This window comes from Vibrio sp. 378, from assembly GCF_033339435.1.
In genome coordinates this window covers 41568-60648 of the sequence record NZ_JAWOUO010000004.1, presented here as the reverse complement: position 1 = coordinate 60648, position 19081 = coordinate 41568, and the positions used below count along the sequence as shown (strand labels likewise).

Annotated in this window: 14 protein-coding genes; 9 read left to right on the top strand and 5 right to left on the bottom strand. The window is 44.0% G+C overall.

Translation table 11 applies throughout. The annotated features are described in order from the left end of the window. The first annotated feature begins 51 nt into the window (after window positions 1-51). From R7Q48_RS09055 to R7Q48_RS09015, 9 genes are all read left to right on the top strand, one after another. A complete protein-coding gene (locus R7Q48_RS09055; protein WP_256902826.1) occupies window positions 52-1599 on the top strand; it encodes a DUF3360 family protein in 1548 nt (515 codons plus the stop codon). A 303-nt stretch (window positions 1600-1902) separates the two neighbouring features. After that, a complete protein-coding gene (gene pflB / locus R7Q48_RS09050; RefSeq protein ID WP_005378442.1) occupies window positions 1903-4179 on the top strand; it encodes a formate C-acetyltransferase in 2277 nt (758 codons plus the stop codon). A gap of 153 nt (window positions 4180-4332) precedes the next feature. Further along, a complete protein-coding gene (locus R7Q48_RS09045) occupies window positions 4333-5310 on the top strand; it encodes a lipid A deacylase LpxR family protein (RefSeq protein ID WP_256902825.1) in 978 nt (325 codons plus the stop codon). A gap of 211 nt (window positions 5311-5521) precedes the next feature. Continuing rightward, window positions 5522-6262 carry a pyruvate formate lyase 1-activating protein gene (pflA, locus tag R7Q48_RS09040; protein WP_005378444.1) on the top strand — a complete coding sequence of 247 codons (741 nt, stop codon included), beginning with the start codon at window positions 5522-5524 and terminating at the stop codon, window positions 6260-6262. Window positions 6263-6416: 154 nt separating this feature from the next. After that, window positions 6417-7082, top strand: a complete 666-nt coding sequence (locus tag R7Q48_RS09035; RefSeq protein WP_256902824.1) for an energy-coupling factor ABC transporter permease — start codon at window positions 6417-6419, stop codon at window positions 7080-7082. A 136-nt stretch (window positions 7083-7218) separates the two neighbouring features. After that, on the top strand, window positions 7219-7719 hold the full coding sequence (locus R7Q48_RS09030; RefSeq protein ID WP_005378446.1) for a YfbU family protein: 501 nt from the start codon (window positions 7219-7221) through the stop codon (window positions 7717-7719). Window positions 7720-8212: 493 nt separating this feature from the next. Beyond that, window positions 8213-10147: a PrkA family serine protein kinase gene (locus tag R7Q48_RS09025; protein WP_005378447.1), complete on the top strand. Its 1935-nt coding sequence runs from the start codon at window positions 8213-8215 to the stop codon at window positions 10145-10147. A 47-nt stretch (window positions 10148-10194) separates the two neighbouring features. Next, window positions 10195-11466 (top strand): YeaH/YhbH family protein, encoded by a 1272-nt coding sequence (locus R7Q48_RS09020; RefSeq protein WP_005378448.1) that lies wholly within the window; start codon window positions 10195-10197, stop codon window positions 11464-11466. Window positions 11467-11477: 11 nt separating this feature from the next. Continuing rightward, window positions 11478-13037 (top strand): SpoVR family protein, encoded by a 1560-nt coding sequence (locus R7Q48_RS09015; protein WP_005378449.1) that lies wholly within the window; start codon window positions 11478-11480, stop codon window positions 13035-13037. A 79-nt stretch (window positions 13038-13116) separates the two neighbouring features. On the opposite strand, the gene kdsB is transcribed toward R7Q48_RS09015, so the two are convergent. Genes kdsB through R7Q48_RS08990 form a run of 5 tightly spaced genes read right to left on the bottom strand, consistent with a single transcriptional unit; the run spans window position 13117 to window position 19080 of the window. After that, window positions 13117-13872 (bottom strand): 3-deoxy-manno-octulosonate cytidylyltransferase, encoded by a 756-nt coding sequence (gene kdsB, locus R7Q48_RS09010; protein WP_053349434.1) that lies wholly within the window; start codon window positions 13870-13872, stop codon window positions 13117-13119. Next, window positions 13872-14051, bottom strand: a complete 180-nt coding sequence (locus R7Q48_RS09005) for a Trm112 family protein (RefSeq protein WP_005378451.1) — start codon at window positions 14049-14051, stop codon at window positions 13872-13874. The genes kdsB and R7Q48_RS09005 overlap by 1 nt, the downstream gene beginning before the upstream one ends. Next, entirely contained in the window at window positions 14032-15039 is a 1008-nt protein-coding gene (gene lpxK, locus R7Q48_RS09000) for a tetraacyldisaccharide 4'-kinase (RefSeq protein ID WP_256902823.1), read from the bottom strand. Before lpxK ends, R7Q48_RS09005 begins: the two co-directional genes overlap by 20 nt. Before the next feature lie 5 nt (window positions 15040-15044). Then, on the bottom strand, window positions 15045-16793 hold the full coding sequence (gene msbA / locus R7Q48_RS08995) for a lipid A ABC transporter ATP-binding protein/permease MsbA (RefSeq protein ID WP_042522131.1): 1749 nt from the start codon (window positions 16791-16793) through the stop codon (window positions 15045-15047). A gap of 31 nt (window positions 16794-16824) precedes the next feature. Then, window positions 16825-19080 (bottom strand): DNA internalization-related competence protein ComEC/Rec2, encoded by a 2256-nt coding sequence (locus R7Q48_RS08990; protein ID WP_130546609.1) that lies wholly within the window; start codon window positions 19078-19080, stop codon window positions 16825-16827. Window position 19081 lies beyond the last annotated feature (1 nt).

The following is a 19081-nucleotide window of genomic DNA, read 5'->3' as shown; positions in this document are numbered from 1 at the left end:
ATTAACACAATTGAATGAAGAATTCATAACTTTTAAATATATGAGGAATCTATGTCAGACGCAGTTAACAAAACGCACTCTGATTCAGATATCGAGACCAAGAGCTACCGTGAGCTTCATCGTCCAGCATCTGAGTTCGCAAGCCGTTCAGACTATCTAGACCACGAACTACAAATTATGAAGCCACGTCGTTTTGGCTTGAACTTGCCAGGTCGTGACTTCCGCTTTGAGCTTGAAGACCTTGTTCCAGCGCTTGCTGGTACTATCGGTATTATCGCAATGTACTCTGCGGTAATGATGTCTTGGGCTGAAGGTCTTACTGCAGCATGGGACCACGTAAACTTAGGCAAGGACTTTGCTATCGAAGTTGCGCGTGTAGAAATGCTCATCCCTGCACTTCTTTTCTGTGTACTTGCCTCTGGTTTTATTAACCCTAAAGCCAACCTAGCAGGCAACCACGGCCCAATGATCCCTCTTATTGGTACCATCGCTCTTGCTGGTGCTCACCCTCTTGCATTAGCAATTCTCATTGGTGTGTTTGGTTTGATTTTGAGCCTCTTAAAAGGTGGGTCAAAACTGGTTAACCTCACCTCTGAAGGTACGGCTGGTGGCCTTCTTATTTTCCTAGGTTTAACCGGAACCATGAGCCAAATTAACTCTATTCAAGCTTGGGCTGTTGGTTTGCAATCCGATACGGTTGCCGCTGGTAGCATTGGTTACATCGGTCTAATTGTTCTTGCGGTTACCATTGGCTTATACGCGTTCCTTGCTAAAGTGAACAAACGCTGGCTAGCGATCCCTGTTTGTGCCTTCACTGGGCTTGCAATCGCACTTGCTCTTGGCGCAGGCTTCGATATTAAATTCGTAACCGAGACAGGCCTTCCAAACCTAAATCCAATCTACTGGTGGGGTTCAACAGAAGAAGGTTGGATGCTTGGTCTTCCTAATATGGAACACTTCATCGCTTCTCTACCATTCGCCATTCTTGCGGTAGCAATGTGGTCACCTGACTTCTTGGGTCACCGTATCTTCCAAGAGATGAACTACCCACGTAAGAGTGAGAAAGTGCTGATGGACGTTGATGACACAATGACAATGTGTTCCGTTCGCCAAATGGTCGGTACTGCAGTGGGTGGTGGTAACATCACATCATCTTGGGGGACTTACATGATCCCTGCTGCAATCGCGAAACGCCCTATTCCTGCTGGTGCCATCTTACTAGGCTCTCTATGTATTATTGTTGCAATCCTTGGTTTTCCTATGGACGTTGCAGTATGGCCTCCAGTTATGCGCGTTGCTCTTCTCGTTGGTGTATCTCTACCACTGCTTGAAGCTGGCATGCAGATGGTGAAGGACTCGAAAGACTCACAAGCAGCAGGCATTTGTATCTTTGGTTCTGCCGTTGTTAATCCAGTTCTAGCTTGGGCACTAACTATGCTTTTAGATAACAACGGTTTAATTGGAGATAAAGAGCGCGCGTCTCGCCTATCATTTGTAGACAAGATTGTGATCCCAGTAAGCGTACTTGTTATCTGTTTAGTTGCTATGCTTGCAGTTGGTATGCTTGAAGGCCAGTATGGCATCCAAGCTTGGCTATAAGCTAGCAGTCCAGAAATTTGTGGGTAGCGCTCGTCGCTACCCCATTTTTATCGAGATTTTTGAGGATTTATTGATTTAGTTTAAGGTTTGCAAAAAAATTTTAGTTTAACCTCTAACTGTTGCTTAAAAAGAGAAACGTTAAAACTAGTGACAATATTTATAGTTTTGTAAATCGAATACGTAAATTTAAGACTATAAATATTGTTATTCATAAGAGTGTACTGTTCCCCTCTTTTATCTGGGGATAGCTGGCTCAACGGCGAAGCAGTACGTATTTTTTTCTACTAAAAAGGTAGGTATGTCATGGCAGAGCAATTTGCTAAAGCTTGGGAAGGTTTTGCTGCAGGCGACTGGCAAAACGAAGTAAACGTTCGTGATTTCATTCAGAAGAACTACACTCCGTACGAAGGCGACGAATCTTTCCTAGTTTCTGAAGGTACTGAAGCGACTAACAAGCTTTGGGCTAAGGTAATGGAAGGCATCAAACAAGAGAACGCGACTCACGCTCCTGTTGATTTTGATACTTCAGTTATCTCTACCATCACTGCTCACGATGCAGGCTACATCGAAAAAGACCTAGAAACTATCGTAGGTCTTCAAACTGACGCTCCTCTAAAACGTGCGATCATCCCTAACGGTGGTATCCGCATGGTTGAAGGTTCATGCAAAGCCTACGACCGCGAGCTAGACCCACAAGTTAAAAAAATCTACACAGAATACCGTAAAACTCACAACCAAGGCGTTTTCGATATCTACACTCCTCAAATCATGGCGTGTCGTAAATCTGGCGTACTGACTGGTCTTCCAGATGCATACGGTCGTGGTCGTATCATCGGTGACTACCGTCGTGTTGCTCTATACGGTATTGACTTCCTAATGAAGGATAAATTCGCGCAGTTCTCTTCTCTACAAGAGCGTTTTGAGAACGGCGAAGACCTACAAATGACAATGCAGCTTCGTGAAGAGATCGCAGAGCAACACCGTGCTCTAGGTCAAATCAAAGAAATGGCTGCAAAATACGGTTGTGATATTTCTCGTCCTGCTGAAACTGCGCAAGAAGCTATTCAGTGGACTTACTTCGGTTACCTAGCTGCTGTTAAATCTCAAAACGGTGCGGCTATGTCTCTAGGTCGTACTTCTACATTCCTAGACATCTTCATCGAACGTGATATCGCGGCTGGTAAGCTAACTGAAGAACAAGCTCAGGAAATGATCGACCACTTCGTAATGAAACTACGTATGGTTCGTTTCCTACGTACTCCTGAGTACGATGATCTATTCTCTGGCGACCCTATCTGGGCAACTGAGTCTATGGGTGGTATGGGTCTTGACGGTCGTACGCTAGTTACTCGTACAAACTTCCGTTTCCTAAACTCACTATACACTATGGGTCCTTCTCCAGAGCCAAACATCACTGTTCTTTGGTCTGAGCAACTACCTGAAGGCTTCAAGAAGTTCTGTGCGAAAGTATCTATCGATACTTCTTCTATTCAGTACGAAAATGACGACTTAATGCGTCCAGACATGAACTCTGACGACTACGCGATCGCATGTTGTGTATCTCCAATGGTTGTTGGTAAGCAAATGCAGTTCTTCGGTGCTCGTGCGAACCTTGCGAAAACAATGCTTTACACCATCAACGGTGGTGTGGATGAGAAGCTAAAAATCCAAGTTGGCCCGCAAATGCCTAAGATCGAAGGCGATGTTCTTAACTACGATGAACTGTGGGAGAAAATGGACCACTTCATGGATTGGCTAGCGAAACAATATGTGACTGCACTAAACGCTATCCACTTCATGCACGATAAGTACAGCTACGAAGCGGCACTAATGGCTCTACACGACCGTGACGTTAAACGTACTATGGCTTGTGGTATTGCTGGTCTATCTGTTGCAGCTGACTCACTATCTGCAATTAAATACGCAAAAGTTAAGCCAATTCGTGACGAAGACGGTCTAGCAATCGACTTCGAAATCGAAGGCGATTACCCTAAATTCGGTAACAACGACCCACGCGTTGATGACATTGCATGTGAACTTGTTTCTGTATTTATGGGCAAAATCCGTAAGCTTAAGACTTACCGTGACGCAATCCCTACTCAGTCAATTCTTACTATCACTTCAAACGTGGTTTACGGTAAGAAAACTGGTAACACGCCTGATGGTCGTCGTGCTGGTGCTCCATTTGCTCCAGGTGCAAACCCAATGCACGGTCGTGACGAGAAAGGTGCTGTAGCATCACTAACTTCAGTTGCTAAACTGCCGTTTGCTGACGCACAAGATGGTATCTCTTACACATTCTCTATCGTACCTAACGCACTAGGTAAAGATGAGGGCTCACAACGCGCTAACCTTGCTGGTCTGATGGATGGTTACTTCCACCACGAAGCGGGTATCGAAGGTGGTCAACACCTAAACGTGAACGTTCTTAACCGTGAAACTCTAGAAGACGCAGTTAAGCACCCAGAGAAATACCCTCAGCTAACAATCCGTGTATCTGGTTACGCTGTTCGCTTCAACTCTCTAACTGCAGAGCAACAAGCTGACGTAATCGCGCGTACATTCACTGAGTCTCTATAAGACTATAGCGAAATAACGTTCTAGTAATACAACAAAGGCTGATGCTAAGTAGCATCAGCCTTTTTTTATTTCTTGAATGAAAGTTGTGATATCGCGAAAGACTTTTGCCCGCATTCTTACGTATGATGCGAAAAAAGTTAGCAAATAAAGTCTATGAGATTTAGTAAATTAATTATTCTTACCCTTCTTTCTCCAGTTGCAATAGCATCCACTAAGTCTACGGTTTCTTTTACCATCGACAACGATGGTATTTTTGGCGTCGATCAAGACTATACGAATGGTGTTTTCCTTTCTTACGCGACAGGCCAACTGATACAAGAAAGCCAATGGAAATGGCTGAGTCTAGCTAACTCAGAGCACGCCAATATCGATAAAATAGAGTTGGTTCTTGGCCACAAAATGTGGACTCCAAGCGACATTGAAGCCGATTATCCACTAATCAATGATCGCCCATATGCCGGTTACCTACACACCGAAATCAACTACCTTTCCCTAACGAGTGACAAAGCTGTACGGTACAATTTCACCATAGGAGCTACGGGTGAAAGTTCGCTATCAGAAAAGGCGCAAGAAATCGTTCACGGCATAACAGGATCGACGGACCCTCAAGGTTGGGATTACCAGATTGAAGATAAAGTTGCGTTCAGCCTTGGTTACCGCGTATTTAACAAATTGATGCGCAGCGAAGCACAAAAAACACAATGGGAGATTACCAACATTAACGACATCAATGCGGGTAACTTCCGTAGTGATGTCTCCCAAGGCGTCATGTTTCGTTGGGGTACAAACCTAGCGAATAGCATCGGAGCCGCCAATATCAGTGTCGAAAGCCCTTTCTCAGCAAGTATGATCGCTCAGAACACGTCGAGTTGGTTCTTGTTCACCGGGTTTGAAGGTCGTTACCGCTTTAATGACATGACTATCGAAGGAGATCGTCCTGGCATTCCTGAACCGTCAGCGCCATACGACGTCACACTGCAAAATTGGCAAGCAAGTGCCGTCGCGGGGGTATCTTGGTACAACCAAAATTACGGTGCAAGCATCACCTTTACAATTAAAACACCGGATTATGAAGAAGCCCAAACCGATGTTTATGGGACAGGCTCGTTCTCCGTGTTCGCCTTTTTCTAAAAACTGGATTATCCCAGCATCGAAGTCAATCTAGATACACGGCAAGTTCTCGGGGTAGGTATTAACCACCTCGTGTTCAAGCGTTTATGTAGATTGGCTCCATCTATTTTCTTTCTTCAAATAACCTTGCCTTTAGTACCGACAAAGCTGTTTTAACCCTGCTTTTTGTAATAAAATAACAGCTAGAATTTACTAGTAATGAGAGCAAAAGATGTCAACAGCTGGTCGTATTCACTCATTTGAGTCATGTGGTACCGTAGACGGACCTGGTATTCGATTTATCGTCTTCTTGCAAGGTTGTTTAATGCGCTGTAAGTATTGCCATAACCGCGATACTTGGGACACGCATGATGGCAAAGAAGTCACGGTTGAAGAAATCATTTCCGAAGCGAAAAGTTACCGCCACTTCATGAATGCATCAGGTGGTGGCGTTACTTGTTCTGGCGGCGAAGCGATGCTTCAACCGGAATTCGTACGTGATTTTTTCCGCGCAGCTAAAGCCGAGGGCATTCATACATGTCTAGATACTAACGGTTATGTTCGTAAGCACACTGATGTTATCGATGAAGTACTGGATGCAACAGACTTAGTCATGCTTGACATCAAACACATGAAAGACGAAGTGCACCAAGATCTCATCGGTGTATCCAACCGACGCACATTGGACTTTGCTCGTTACTTGCAAAAAATCGGAAAGAAAACATGGATTCGCTATGTCGTCGTGCCTGGTTACACAGATGACCCAGAAGCAGCACACATGCTTGGTGAATTTATTAAAGACATGGATAACATCGAAAAGGTCGAGTTACTTCCTTACCACAAATTAGGGGCTCATAAGTGGGAAGCGTTAGGCTTAGAATACCCACTCGAAGGCGTAAACCCGCCACCGAAAGAAACCATGGATGAAATTCAATCCATTCTTGCTCAATACAACGATAACGTAAAATACTAAGTGAACCGCAAGACTAACCTCTTTAAAATACCAGCTTATTGCTGGTATTTTTTTGATTATATCTAAGCCTTATCAGTGAGTTTCTCTGCGGTCATTTAGGTATAAAAAGAACGATAGAAATGATTGCGTCATGTTCGCATAGGAAGGAAGTAACATGGATTTGTTTAACTTAGGCTCTCTTGTTGTCTCAATTTGGATAGTAGTAGTCTACTGCCTACCAGATTGGAAAAAAGTCGTTTGGCCCAAACTGGAAAAAGAGAAAGGATTTCAGCACCTCGTTTTTGCAACGCTCTTCTTTTTCAGTATTTTATGGGCCGCTCAAGCAGGTGTAAAAGAAGGATTACAGATTCATTTTCTTGCACTAACAACGCTGACGATGATGTATGGTTGGCGCATGGCATTTCTACTCAGCATTCCCGCTATGTTGGTCAACCACCTACTACATGATGTGTCCTTGCTACTCTTACCCACGTCGTTAGTTCTATCTACCCTAATTCCGATTTTCATTAGTTACTTAGTGTTTCTTCTGAGTTACCACTACTTGCCACGAAACATTTTTGTTTTCATCTTCGTTGCTGGATTTTTCAATGGCGCGATAACAGGAAGTCTGCACCTCATCATTAACTCTTTTTATCACCTATCAGTTGGTCACTACGATTGGGAAACCATTCAACATAACTACTTTGTTTTTGTGCCGTTGCTCGCCTTTCCAGAAGGTCTATTAAATGGTATGGCACTGGCGGTTTTAACCGTATTCAAGCCAGAGTGGCTGAGAGTATTTTCAGACCGAGACTACATATACAATCATTACCATAAATAAGTGTTTTCAAACTGGTCAAAAGTGACAGTTCTTGCCATTTTTTAGTATTAAATATGTGTTGAGATCATGTTTCACTCATGTCTTAAGCGTTAACCTAAGCACATTAAAAATGTATTAGATATCTAGTGAGGTCACCATGGAAATGTCAAACGCTCAACGTTTGATTCTATCAAACCAATACAACCTTATGTCTCAACTTGATCCAAGTAATGCGGCCAAATACAAACGCTTACAAACGATCGTTGAACGTGGTTATGAACTACAAATGCGAGAGTTGAACAAAGATTTCGGCTGCCTCTCAGAAGCAGAGTGTCGTGAGATCATCGACGTTATGGAGATGTATCATGCGATGCAAGAATCTTACAACATGCTAGACGATGAAGATCGCAGCAACGTAGATCAGCGCCGCTTGAAGTTCTTGGGATTTGATATTGCTTCAGAAGCGCAACAAGTACATTACGTACGTTTTCTCATCGATTCTGAAGGTTTGTACCCTCAGTTTGACAAGGCAGATCATCACTTTAACAGCCAAATGCCGATGCTAGATAAATACCGCCGTATGCTGCAAACTTGGCGTAACTGCCCTCGTCAGTATCATTTATGTGAAAACGAACTAGCGCAAATCTTCAGCGCATAAAATGGTCGTCTAAGAATGAGGAGAGCGCCCGCTCTCCTTGTTATTTACCCTGTCACAAACTTATCTAAGACTTTGCTCTCTTCCTACCTCTTTCACTTACCTTGCTCAATGTAGAACAACGAATCACTGAGACTCTTCTGTCTTTGCCAAATATTTGATTTCTATTGCACCTATTCACGACATAAATTCGTCCTTAATAAAAGAGTGATTCAAATGTCACTTTTACAATAAATTCATAATTGTTAAGCAAAATTGCAAATCCCCGACTAGGCTTAAGTAGAGAAAGGCTGTGATTGAAAAATTCATATCCACCGCTCACCGTTGTAACGAAAAAACCGTCCATAAAGCAAAGTCTTTGGTGTCGCCAATCTTACATTCTGTACGAACCAAATGTGATAACAGGACGTATATTCAAACAACAACGAGCATAACTGTTGGTGGAAAGCCTGAATCAACGTTCGTCGGTAGACTGACTATTAAAGGGGAAAGCGACATGAGTATTTTCGACCACTATCAATCAAGATATGAAGCTGCAAAAGATGAAGAGATGTCGTTACAGGAGTTTTTAGCCCTGTGTAAAGATGACAAAAGCGCTTATGCTAATGCAGCAGAACGCCTACTGATGGCGATTGGTGAACCAGAGATAATCGATACGGCAAAGGATCCGAGACTAAGCCGAATCTTCTCGAATCGTGTTATCTCTCGTTATGAAACCTTTAAAGACTTTTATGGCATGGAAGATGCCATAGAACAAATTGTGTCTTACCTAAAACATGCGGCGCAAGGCTTAGAAGAGCGTAAGCAGATTCTTTACTTACTCGGCCCTGTAGGTGGCGGTAAGTCTTCGCTTGCAGAAAAGCTTAAGGCTCTGATGGAACAGATGCCTATTTATGTTCTTACTGCTAACGGCGAACGCAGCCCAGTGAATGACCATCCGTTCTGCCTATTCAAAGCCACAGAAGATGGCGATATTTTGAAAAAAGAATATGGCATCGAGCACCGTTATCTTCGCTCGATAATGTCTCCTTGGGCCGCTAAACGTCTTCACGAGTTTGGTGGTGATATCACCAAATTTAAAGTAGTGAAAGTACGCCCTTCTATCCTTGACCAAATCGGTATTGCCAAAACTGAACCAGGCGATGAAAACAACCAAGATATCTCATCATTGGTTGGTAAAGTCGATATTCGTAAGCTTGAACACTATTCGCAAGACGATCCAGACGCTTACAGCTACTCCGGTGCGCTGTGTAAAGCAAACCAAGGTTTAATGGAATTCGTTGAGATGTTCAAAGCACCAATCAAAGTGCTTCACCCGCTGCTAACAGCAACGCAAGAAGGCAACTTCAACGGTACAGAAGGCCTTTCTGCGATTCCATTCGACGGTATGATTCTGGCTCACTCAAACGAATCTGAGTGGCAGACCTTCCGTAACAACAAGAACAATGAAGCGTTCTTGGACCGTGTTTATATTGTGAAAGTACCTTACTGTCTACGTGTTTCAGAAGAAGTCAAAATCTACCAAAAACTTCTTGAAAACAGTGAGTTGTCTCAAGCCCCTTGTTCACCAAGCACGCTCGAGACTCTGGCACAATTCAGTATTCTTTCTAGACTTAAAGAGCCTGAAAACTCGTCCATCTTCTCTAAGATGCGCGTATACGACGGTGAAACGCTGAAAGATACGGATCCAAAGGCAAAAAGCTATCAAGAGTATCGTGATTATGCTGGTGTCGATGAAGGCATGAACGGTCTCTCAACACGTTTTGCCTTTAAGATTTTGTCACGCGTATTTAACTTCGACCAAACCGAAGTGGCAGCCAACCCTGTACATCTATTCTATGTGATTGAACAACAGGTTGAGCGCGAACAGTTCCCTGCTGAAACAGCAGAGAAATATCTCGAGTTCTTGAAAGGCTACCTAGTACCTCGATACGTTGAATTTATCGGTAAAGAGATTCAGACCGCTTATCTTGAGTCTTACTCTGAATACGGCCAAAACATCTTCGACCGATATGTCACCTATGCAGACTTCTGGATTCAAGACCAAGAGTACCGAGATCCAGAAACTGGTCAGCTATTTGATCGCTCTTCACTGAATGCTGAGCTAGAGAAGATCGAAAAAACAGCTGGTATTTCTAACCCGAAAGATTTCCGAAACGAAATCGTTAACTTTGTGCTTCGTGCGAAAGCGAATAACAATGGTCAAAACCCGGTTTGGACCAGCTACGAAAAACTGCGCACAGTAATCGAGAAGAAAATGTTCTCCAATACCGAAGAGCTACTTCCGGTTATCTCATTTAATGCGAAAACCTCTTCTGAAGATCAGAAGAAGCACGACGACTTTGTCGCTCGCATGATGGAAAAAGGCTATACCGAGAAACAGGTTCGCCTACTTTCTGAGTGGTACCTACGAGTACGTAAGTCATCCTAACCCAGTATTGAGTTAGGTCGCTTGTGAAACATGAAGAGGGCTATTTCATGGCGCAATTTATAGACCGAAGGCTCAATGGCAAGAACAAGAGCGCTGTTAATCGACAGCGCTTCTTGAAGCGCCACAAAGAGCAAATAAAAGAGTCGGTAGCAGACGCAGTGAATCGACGCTCGATTACGAATACGGAAACGGGCGAAGACGTCTCTATCCCTCACAAAGACATCAATGAGCCTATATTTCATCAGGGCAAAGGGGGTGTTCGCGAACGAGTTCATCCCGGTAACGACCAATTCATTACTGGTGATAAAATTGAGCGTCCCAAAGGTGGCGGTCAGGGTAGCGGCTCAGGAGAAGGGAACGCCAGTCCAGATGGAGAAGGCCAAGACGAATTTGTATTCCAAATATCAAAAGATGAGTACCTCGATATTTTGTTTGAAGATCTCGAGCTGCCTAATCTAGAAAAAAACCAAATTGCCAAAATCACTGAATGGAAAACACACCGTGCAGGCTTTCAAACTGCCGGTATACCTTCCAATATCGCAGTAGTACGTTCTCTGCAACAATCTCTTGCGCGCCGTACTGCAATGACTGCTGGTAAGAAACGACTTCTTAAAGAGTTAGAAGACGAACTTGCTCGCATCAAAAATATTGAACCTGCTCAGCAGTTTGAAGAGAACCGCTTGAAGGCTGAAATTGAAGAACTGCGCAAGAAAATCGAAAGCGTGCCGTTCATCGATACCTTCGACTTACGCTTCAAGAACTATGAGAAACGCCCGGTACCATCGAGCCAAGCGGTCATGTTCTGTCTAATGGACGTATCCGGTTCTATGGATCAGGCAACAAAAGACATCGCAAAACGCTTCTATGTTCTTTTGTACTTGTTCTTAACTCGTACCTACGAGAATGTCGAAGTCGTCTTTATCCGCCACCATACCCAAGCGAAGGAAGTGGACGAGCACGAATTTTTCTACTCACAAGAAACCGGGGGTACCATTGTATCTAGCGCGCTCAAGTTAATGGATGAAATAGTAAAAGAGCGATACCCGATTGGTCAGTGGAACATATATGCAGCTCAAGCATCCGACGGTGACAACTGGGCAGATGATTCGCCAAGATGCCGGGATCTGTTAGTGAACAAATTACTTCCAAACTGTCAGTACTACTCTTACATAGAGATCACGCGGCGCTCGCACCAAACTCTATGGCATGAGTACGAAAAACTCACTGAAGAGTTTCCTAATTTCGCAATGAAAAACATTCGCTCTGTGGAGGATATTTTCCCAGTCTTTCGTGAACTATTCCAAAAAGAAACGGCGTAAGGAGGCTAGCGATGAATACCGCAACGAGAAACCTCTCAGGAGAGGCGCCTAAGAAGCGTAACAGTAAAGTGTTGCCAGATGGACCAGATTGGACATTTGAGCTGTTAGAGCGATACCACAAAGAAATTAAGCGTGTCGCGGAGCATTATCGCCTAGACACTTACCCTAACCAAATAGAAGTGATTACTTCAGAACAGATGATGGATGCCTACTCAAGTATCGGCATGCCAATCAATTACAACCACTGGTCATTTGGTAAAAAATTCATTCAAACAGAGCAGAACTATAAACATGGTCAAATGGGGTTAGCCTACGAGATTGTGATTAACTCCGACCCTTGTATTGCTTATTTGATGGAAGAAAATACGGTAACAATGCAAGCACTCGTGATAGCGCACGCGTGTTACGGCCATAACTCTTTTTTCAAAGGTAACTACCTATTCCAAACGTGGACTGACGCCAGTTCTATTATCGACTATCTGCTGTTCGCCAAAAAGTACTTAGCCGAATGTGAAGAACGATATGGCGTAAAAGAAGTGGAAAAGCTGCTCGACTCTTGTCACGCGTTAATGAACTTTGGTGTAGACCGCTACAAGCGTCCAGAGAAAATCTCAATTACAGAGGAAAAAGCAAGACAAGAAGAACGCGAAGCATACCTACAATCTCAAGTTAATGAGCTTTGGCGCACCGTACCGACAGCCAAGACGAAAGAGGAAGACATCAAAGAGCGATTCCCAAGCGAGCCTCAGGAAAACTTGCTCTACTTCTTCGAAAAACATGCGCCGTTGCTAGAGCCGTGGCAACGTGAAGTTGTTCGGATCGTCCGTAAGATCAGTCAGTATTTTTATCCGCAAAAACAAACGCAAGTTATGAATGAGGGCTGGGCAACGTTCTGGCACTACACCATACTCAACCATCTTTATGATGAGGGCTTGGTGTCTGAAAAATTCATTCTAGAGTTCTTACATAGCCACACCAGTGTCGTGGCTCAGCCACCTTATAACAGCCCTTACTTTAATGGCATTAACCCCTACGCATTAGGCTTTGCCATGTTCCGAGATATTAAGCGTATCTGTGAAGAACCAACTGATGAGGACAAAGAGTGGTTTCCAGACCTAGCAGGAACCGACTGGTTAGATGCAGTGCATTTCGCGATGCATAATTTCAAAGATGAAAGCTTTATTAGCCAATACCTTTCTCCGAAATTAATGCGTGATTTCAAGTTGTTTGCGATCAACGATGATGATCATAAGAACTTTATTGAAGTCGCTGCGATACACGATGAGATGGGTTATAAACGCATTAGAGAAACCCTAGCCGCTCAGTATAACTTATCTAATCTTGAGCCAAACATTCAGGTGTTTAATGTCGATGTCCGTGGTGATCGATCGCTTACGTTGCAGTACGTTCCTCACAACCGCATCCCACTTGATGATAGTTACGAAGAAGTTCTAAAGCACGTGTATCGATTATGGGGCTTTGATGTCATTCTCCAAGAAGTGAAAGACACCGGTCACCGAGAGGTGTTAGCGACCTGCCCTAAACGGAACCAATACGACACTAACATTTAACTAATACCGCGATACGAGTAAAACAAAAAGGCTCCTAATTCAGGAGCCTTGTTTATTCTTAAATCTATATGAGCATTTGTTACGCTTGCTTTGCAACAATCGCGCGCACGGCTTCTAGATCTTCGGGCGTATCAACGCCTGCTGCTGGTGCTTCTTTCGCTACCGCCACATGAATTTTTTCACCGTACCAAAGCACTCGCAGTTGCTCAAGACACTCAATCTGCTCTAATGCACTTGGTGCCCAGTTGACATACGTATTAATGAAACCAGCTCGATAAGCATAAATACCAATATGACGCATTAATGGGTTGGCAATGGTTTTGTCTTGTTTAGCAAAGTTATCGCGATCCCAAGGGATGGTTGCTCGACTAAAGTACATCGCATAGCCTTGCTCATCTGCGACAACTTTAACAGCGTTCGGGTTGAACACTTCCTCTTCCGAGTCTATTTCTACAGCTAACGTCGCCATCGGGGCTTCACACCCAGATAAGTTATCAGCAACCTGACGAATGATGGACGGCGGAATCAAAGGCTCATCCCCTTGCACATTAACAATAATGTGGTCTGACGGAATAGCCATCTTTTCAACAACTTCGGCAAGACGCTCCGTACCTGATTCGTGGTGGGGAGAGGTCATACAAACTTTACCACCAAATGACGAAACCGCTTTCGCAACACGCTCGTCATCAGTTGCAACGATGACATCTTCCGCACCCGCTTGTAGCGCTTGTTCATAAACCCACTGAACCATAGGCTTACCACCAATATCCGCTAGCGGTTTACCAGGCAAACGGCTCGATGCGTAGCGCGAAGGGATGACAACCGTAAAAGACATTAGCGTCCCTCATCCATGCTCATAGTGCGAGCTTCAGGCTCTAGCAGAACTGGAATACCCTCTTTGATCGGGTAAGCAAGGCGATCCAATTTGCAGATCAACTCTTGATTATCTTTATCGTACGTCAGCTTACCTTTGCAAACAGGGCAAGCTACAATCTCAAGTAGACGGTGATCCATAAGCCGCTTTAACCTCTTTTATTCTATTTAAAATTTGCTCTGCATCGTTTGACTCAAACTGGGCAGATACAGGCAGATACCACCAATTATCTTGCGCATAATGGCTGCACTTGACGGCATCTTTCTCGGTCATAATCACATTGGTCCCTTGTTGAGCCAATGCTTCTAATTCTTGTTGATCAAAGTCTTGATGGTCAGCAAAACCTTTTGTGACTTTAACATTTGCGTTCATCGAGTTTAGTGTATGAAAAAAACGCGGAGGATGCCCAATGCCCGCAAATGCGACGAGATCTTTCAACTCCGAGACATCCACATGTTGCTTAGTCTTAAGATTAATAGCTTTAGAGGGTGCTAAAGCCATTGCGATTTCGCCCGTATGCGCTTGACCGCCATTGGTGATGATAAAGTCGACTTCTTTAAGTCGCTCAATACCTTCACGTAAAGGACCTAATGGAATCAGGCTTTCATTCCCAAACCGGCGATTCCCATCCACAATCACTAACTCAATATCACGGCCTAACGCATAATGTTGTAATCCATCATCCGTAATTATGATATCCACATCCAAATCTAGCAGTGCTTTCACTGCATTTGAACGCACAGGATCTACCGCAACAGGTGCTCCTGTACGGCGATGAATCAACTTAGGTTCATCGCCACAATGCTTCGCTGGCGTATCTTCTTTTAGCACTAACGGATAGGCAGGAGCCTTTGCCCCATAACCACGAGAAACAACCCCCGGCTTAAAGCCCATTTGCTGTAGTTGCTCAACAAGCCACACAACAACTGGTGTTTTACCATTGCCACCAGCAGTGATATTGCCAACCACAACAACAGGTATAGGCGCATTATAAGCTTGCTTGCGGCCAGTTTGGTATTGCTTTCGCTTTGACTTGCTTATCGCTCCAAATAATAAACTCAGTGGCCACAAAAGCGGCCAAAAGAGATATTTTATTGGATGGTTTTCAAACCAGATTTTTTCAATCACCGCGCTTATTCACCAAACTGAATACGGTGCAATTGTGCATACGCACCATTTTTCTCAATAAGCTCAGCGTGGTTGCCACGTTCAATGATGGCACCATCATCAACCACAAGAATTTCATCGGCTTTCTCGATTGTGGATAAGCGGTGCGCTATTACAAGTACCGTTTTGTCTTTTTGCAGCTCATCAAGTGCAGCTTGAATAGCTCGCTCGGATTCGGTATCCAAAGCCGAAGTTGCCTCATCAAGAATCAGCACTGGAGCATCACGCAATAGAGCTCGCGCAATCGCAACACGTTGGCGTTGACCACCAGACAAGCTAGCACCATTTTCACCAATCATGGTATCAAGTCCATCATCCATTTTGCCGATGAACTCCATCGCATGCGCGAGTGTTGCCGCTTTCTCGATATCACTACGCTCGTATTGGCCATCCGTTGCGTACGCAATATTGTTTGCTATCGTGTCATTAAACAAATGAACATTTTGCGATACTAGTGCAAATTGCTGACGTAAATTCTTTAGCTCGTAATCACGAATATCATGCCCATCTAATGTGATAGATCCACTGTCAACATCATAGAAGCGGTTGAACAAGTTCGCGATGGTACTTTTACCTGAACCAGAACGGCCAACTAGCGCCACCGTTTTTCCTCTTGGAATATCGAAGCTGACATTTTCCAATGCTGGTTTTTCTGCACCAGTGTAAGTAAAGCTTACGTTTTTAACTGAAACATCGCCATTTGCGCGTTCAACTGTCAACTTACCTTCGTTTTTCTCAGGCTCGAGGTCAATTAACGCGAAGAGCGTTTGGCTCGCGGCCATACCACGTTGGAACTGAGAAGTAACGTTAGTCAGCGCTTTAAGTGGGCGCATCAGACCAAACATTGCAGAGAAGACAACAGTAAATGTACCTGGAGTCAGTTGCTCTTTAATCGAATCAATACTTGCTAAATAAAGAACGGCAACAATTGCAAGTGATGCAATCATTTGGATGATAGGGTTAGCCGCCGCTTGAGCCGTCACCAACTTCATGCTTTGTTGACGCATTTGGTTGCTGACTTTTTCAAATCGTTTACGTTCGATGTCTTGGCCGCCATAGCTCAACACAACTTTATGGCCTTTCAGCATCTGCTCTGCTGATGCAGTTACGTTACCCATCATGGTCTGCATATTTTTGGATATTTTTCTAAAACGTTTAGAAACAACACCAATACCCCATGCTACAACGGGAGCAACAGCAAACAGCACTAGCGACAATTGCCAGCTGTTGTAAAACATCAAAACTAACAGACCAATGATACTTGCGCCTTCACGGACAATGCTCACCAACGCTTGGCTAGTTGCCGCTGACACTTGCTCTGAGTCGTAGGTTATACGCGACAATAAATTGCCCGTCTTTTCCTTATCAAAGTAAGACACTGGCATATGCATAAAGTGATTGAACACCATGCGACGGACTTGCATAACTACGTTGCCAGATACCCAGCTCAAACAGTAGGTGGAGACAAATCCACTTATGCCACGGATGAACATCATGGCAAAAATAATCAATGGAAGCGTGCGTAAAAAATCAGATTCAGCGTTCCCAAAACCTTCATCGAGTAGTGGTTTTAGCAGGGAAATCATATAGGTATCTGATATGGCATTAATAACTAATGCAATGACTGCAACGACAAGACCTGACTTATAAAGGCGAATAAATTGCCATAGACGCTTAAACGTCTGCCAAGTCGTTTCATCAGTATTTATCGACATAGAAGTGCTTTATTTTCTTACATTAAGACTCTCATTCTACTCCCTTACGCAGCATCTGCCTATACCAAGGCTCAAATGTATCGCTACGTTTGGTTTCTGAGCGCCAATTATCACGGTGAATAAAGAAGCTTACCTGACCACCCTCACCAGTATCAAGCCAAGTAACGCCAAGCTTTCGGTATGAAGCAACGACATTTTCCGCTGGCATTCCCCATCGATTGTTTTTTGCTAAAGAAGCAACTGCCACACTCGGGCTCACCGCCTCAATAAATCGAGGATTCGATGAACTTTTACTCCCGTGGTGAGGGACTAGCATCACATCGCTTTGTAACTTTCCGGGTTCTCTAAGCAAAATCCACTCGCTAATGGCCTCAATATCACCAGTAAAAAGCATACTAAAGTTAGAAATAGGGTCAGTAAGTCGTAATACACAGGAGTGCGGATTATACGCACGTTGAACAAGTGCAGGAGGCCAGAGCACTTCCATGTTTAATCCTTGCCATTTCCATTGGTCGCCTCTAGTGCAAGGCTCATATTCGATAAAGAATTGACTACTAAGTTTACGCTGTGGAGAAAAGGCATCTTCAATGAAAAAGCGGCCGCCTGCGTGATCATTATCGGAATGGCTTAGAATCAGTGTATCTATGCTTTCATAACCTCGTTGATGCAAAACCGGAGTGACGACCTGCTCTGCGATACTGCCGCTTTGCCATGCTTTACCAGTGTCATACAGCAACACCTTGTCGTCTTTTTCTACAACCACTGCAAGGCCATGACCTACATCTAATACATCGATACGCCAATGCGGTTCATACTCCGCTGCAAACTTGATACTAATAACGATGCCGAGTAACAAATACCACGCGTACTGAGACATGAACCGTTGAAATATTAAGCAAACCACTATCACCATAACCAGCATTGTCATTTCCATGCTAATGGGTTGCCAAGAACCTACTGCGTACTGTATTGACGTGCTCAATGGCTGTAATGACCAGTCCACCAAATGCCACAGAGGCTTCGCTATCATTTCAAGAAACAAAGATGAGAACAGGGCTAGAAACATCAAGGGTACAACGATAAATCCGAACCAAGGAATAAATACCAAGTTGTAGGCTATTGAGGACAAACTAAAACCGGAGAAGAAATGGCCACTAACAGGTACGATTAAAGCGCTCAACATCAATTGAGTAAGCAATAACGCTTTTAATCGCGCTTTCCAACCTCCCCTTTGATGTCGAATCAAATTAATTGCGAACAATACCGCACAAACGGAGAGGTATGATAACCAAAAGCTCATACTGTAGGATGCAAAAGGTTGGACAAGCAGTTGTAGAGATACTGCAAGCAAAAGAACTCGCCAAGAAGTCCAGTGCACTAGAGTATACTTCAGGAGAACGTAAACAACGCATACCGACACTGCTCGCGTAGTAGGCAGAGAGAAATCCGCTAACCAAGCGTAGGCAACAGCGAAGATTAGCCCATATAAGCTAGGTAACAACTGGTATTGGGGTAATAGATAACGAACGGTACCGCCCACGACTAGCCCAAAAGTAAACGCCATACCAATATGTAAACCAGAAATGGAGACCAAATGCAGTAAACCACTGTCCCTGAGCGCTTGCCAATCTTCCTTAGACAACCAAGAACGGTCAGCAAAAACTAACGCACTTATTAACGAGAAATGATGAAGGGAAGACACATCATCAGCGACATCGGCAATAATGGATTGACGCAGAGATACATTAGAACGAACAATCCACTTAGCGTCTTTGTTAACAACCGCTCGGGCGATAGTATTTTTACCCATCGCGTGCTTTTCAGCATCAAAGCCAGCTTCGTTGCGTAGACCTGTAATCGGCTTTAACGAGATGGATGTCGTAAACTCACTGTTAACATCGAGTGGAAAAGGCGTAATAAGACGGATTTTAGGTTTAAGAAAAGGTAACAGAGTTTGAGAATTTACCGCTTCTATCGCGACAATACCTTCATAACCGTGACTTATTTGCGTAAAAGGGCTGTCAACTTTACCAATTATGGTAATATTCTCCCCTGCTTGAAAAAGGGCTTGTCTCTGAGACTCCAATACATTGCCGTGGACGATGACAACCATAAAGCCCGCAATTGCGCCTATGCTAATTAAGCCACGACGTAATTTGATTATTGAGCCAGTGGTTATTATTCCCAGCAGCAACCAACGCCAATCTGGTATTGTCGGCCACCAAGCCGACGAGATTACGCTCGCTACAAATAACGCCAAGGTCCAACTTTTTTCTGAGAGAGTCATG

What these genes read in the sequence shown, in the direction of transcription:
- R7Q48_RS09055 (WP_256902826.1), top strand. Translation starts at nt 52, where the DNA reads ATGTCAGACGCAGTTAACAAAACGCACTCTGATTCAGATATCGAGACC.
- pflB (WP_005378442.1), top strand. Translation starts at nt 1,903, where the DNA reads ATGGCAGAGCAATTTGCTAAAGCTTGGGAAGGTTTTGCTGCAGGCGAC.
- R7Q48_RS09045 (WP_256902825.1), top strand. Translation starts at nt 4,333, where the DNA reads ATGAGATTTAGTAAATTAATTATTCTTACCCTTCTTTCTCCAGTTGCA.
- pflA (WP_005378444.1), top strand. Translation starts at nt 5,522, where the DNA reads ATGTCAACAGCTGGTCGTATTCACTCATTTGAGTCATGTGGTACCGTA.
- R7Q48_RS09035 (WP_256902824.1), top strand. Translation starts at nt 6,417, where the DNA reads ATGGATTTGTTTAACTTAGGCTCTCTTGTTGTCTCAATTTGGATAGTA.
- R7Q48_RS09030 (WP_005378446.1), top strand. Translation starts at nt 7,219, where the DNA reads ATGGAAATGTCAAACGCTCAACGTTTGATTCTATCAAACCAATACAAC.
- R7Q48_RS09025 (WP_005378447.1), top strand. Translation starts at nt 8,213, where the DNA reads ATGAGTATTTTCGACCACTATCAATCAAGATATGAAGCTGCAAAAGAT.
- R7Q48_RS09020 (WP_005378448.1), top strand. Translation starts at nt 10,195, where the DNA reads ATGGCGCAATTTATAGACCGAAGGCTCAATGGCAAGAACAAGAGCGCT.
- R7Q48_RS09015 (WP_005378449.1), top strand. Translation starts at nt 11,478, where the DNA reads ATGAATACCGCAACGAGAAACCTCTCAGGAGAGGCGCCTAAGAAGCGT.
- kdsB (WP_053349434.1), bottom strand. Translation starts at nt 13,872, where the DNA reads ATGTCTTTTACGGTTGTCATCCCTTCGCGCTACGCATCGAGCCGTTTG.
- R7Q48_RS09005 (WP_005378451.1), bottom strand. Translation starts at nt 14,051, where the DNA reads ATGGATCACCGTCTACTTGAGATTGTAGCTTGCCCTGTTTGCAAAGGT.
- msbA (WP_042522131.1), bottom strand. Translation starts at nt 16,793, where the DNA reads ATGTCGATAAATACTGATGAAACGACTTGGCAGACGTTTAAGCGTCTA.
- R7Q48_RS08990 (WP_130546609.1), bottom strand. Translation starts at nt 19,080, where the DNA reads ATGACTCTCTCAGAAAAAAGTTGGACCTTGGCGTTATTTGTAGCGAGC.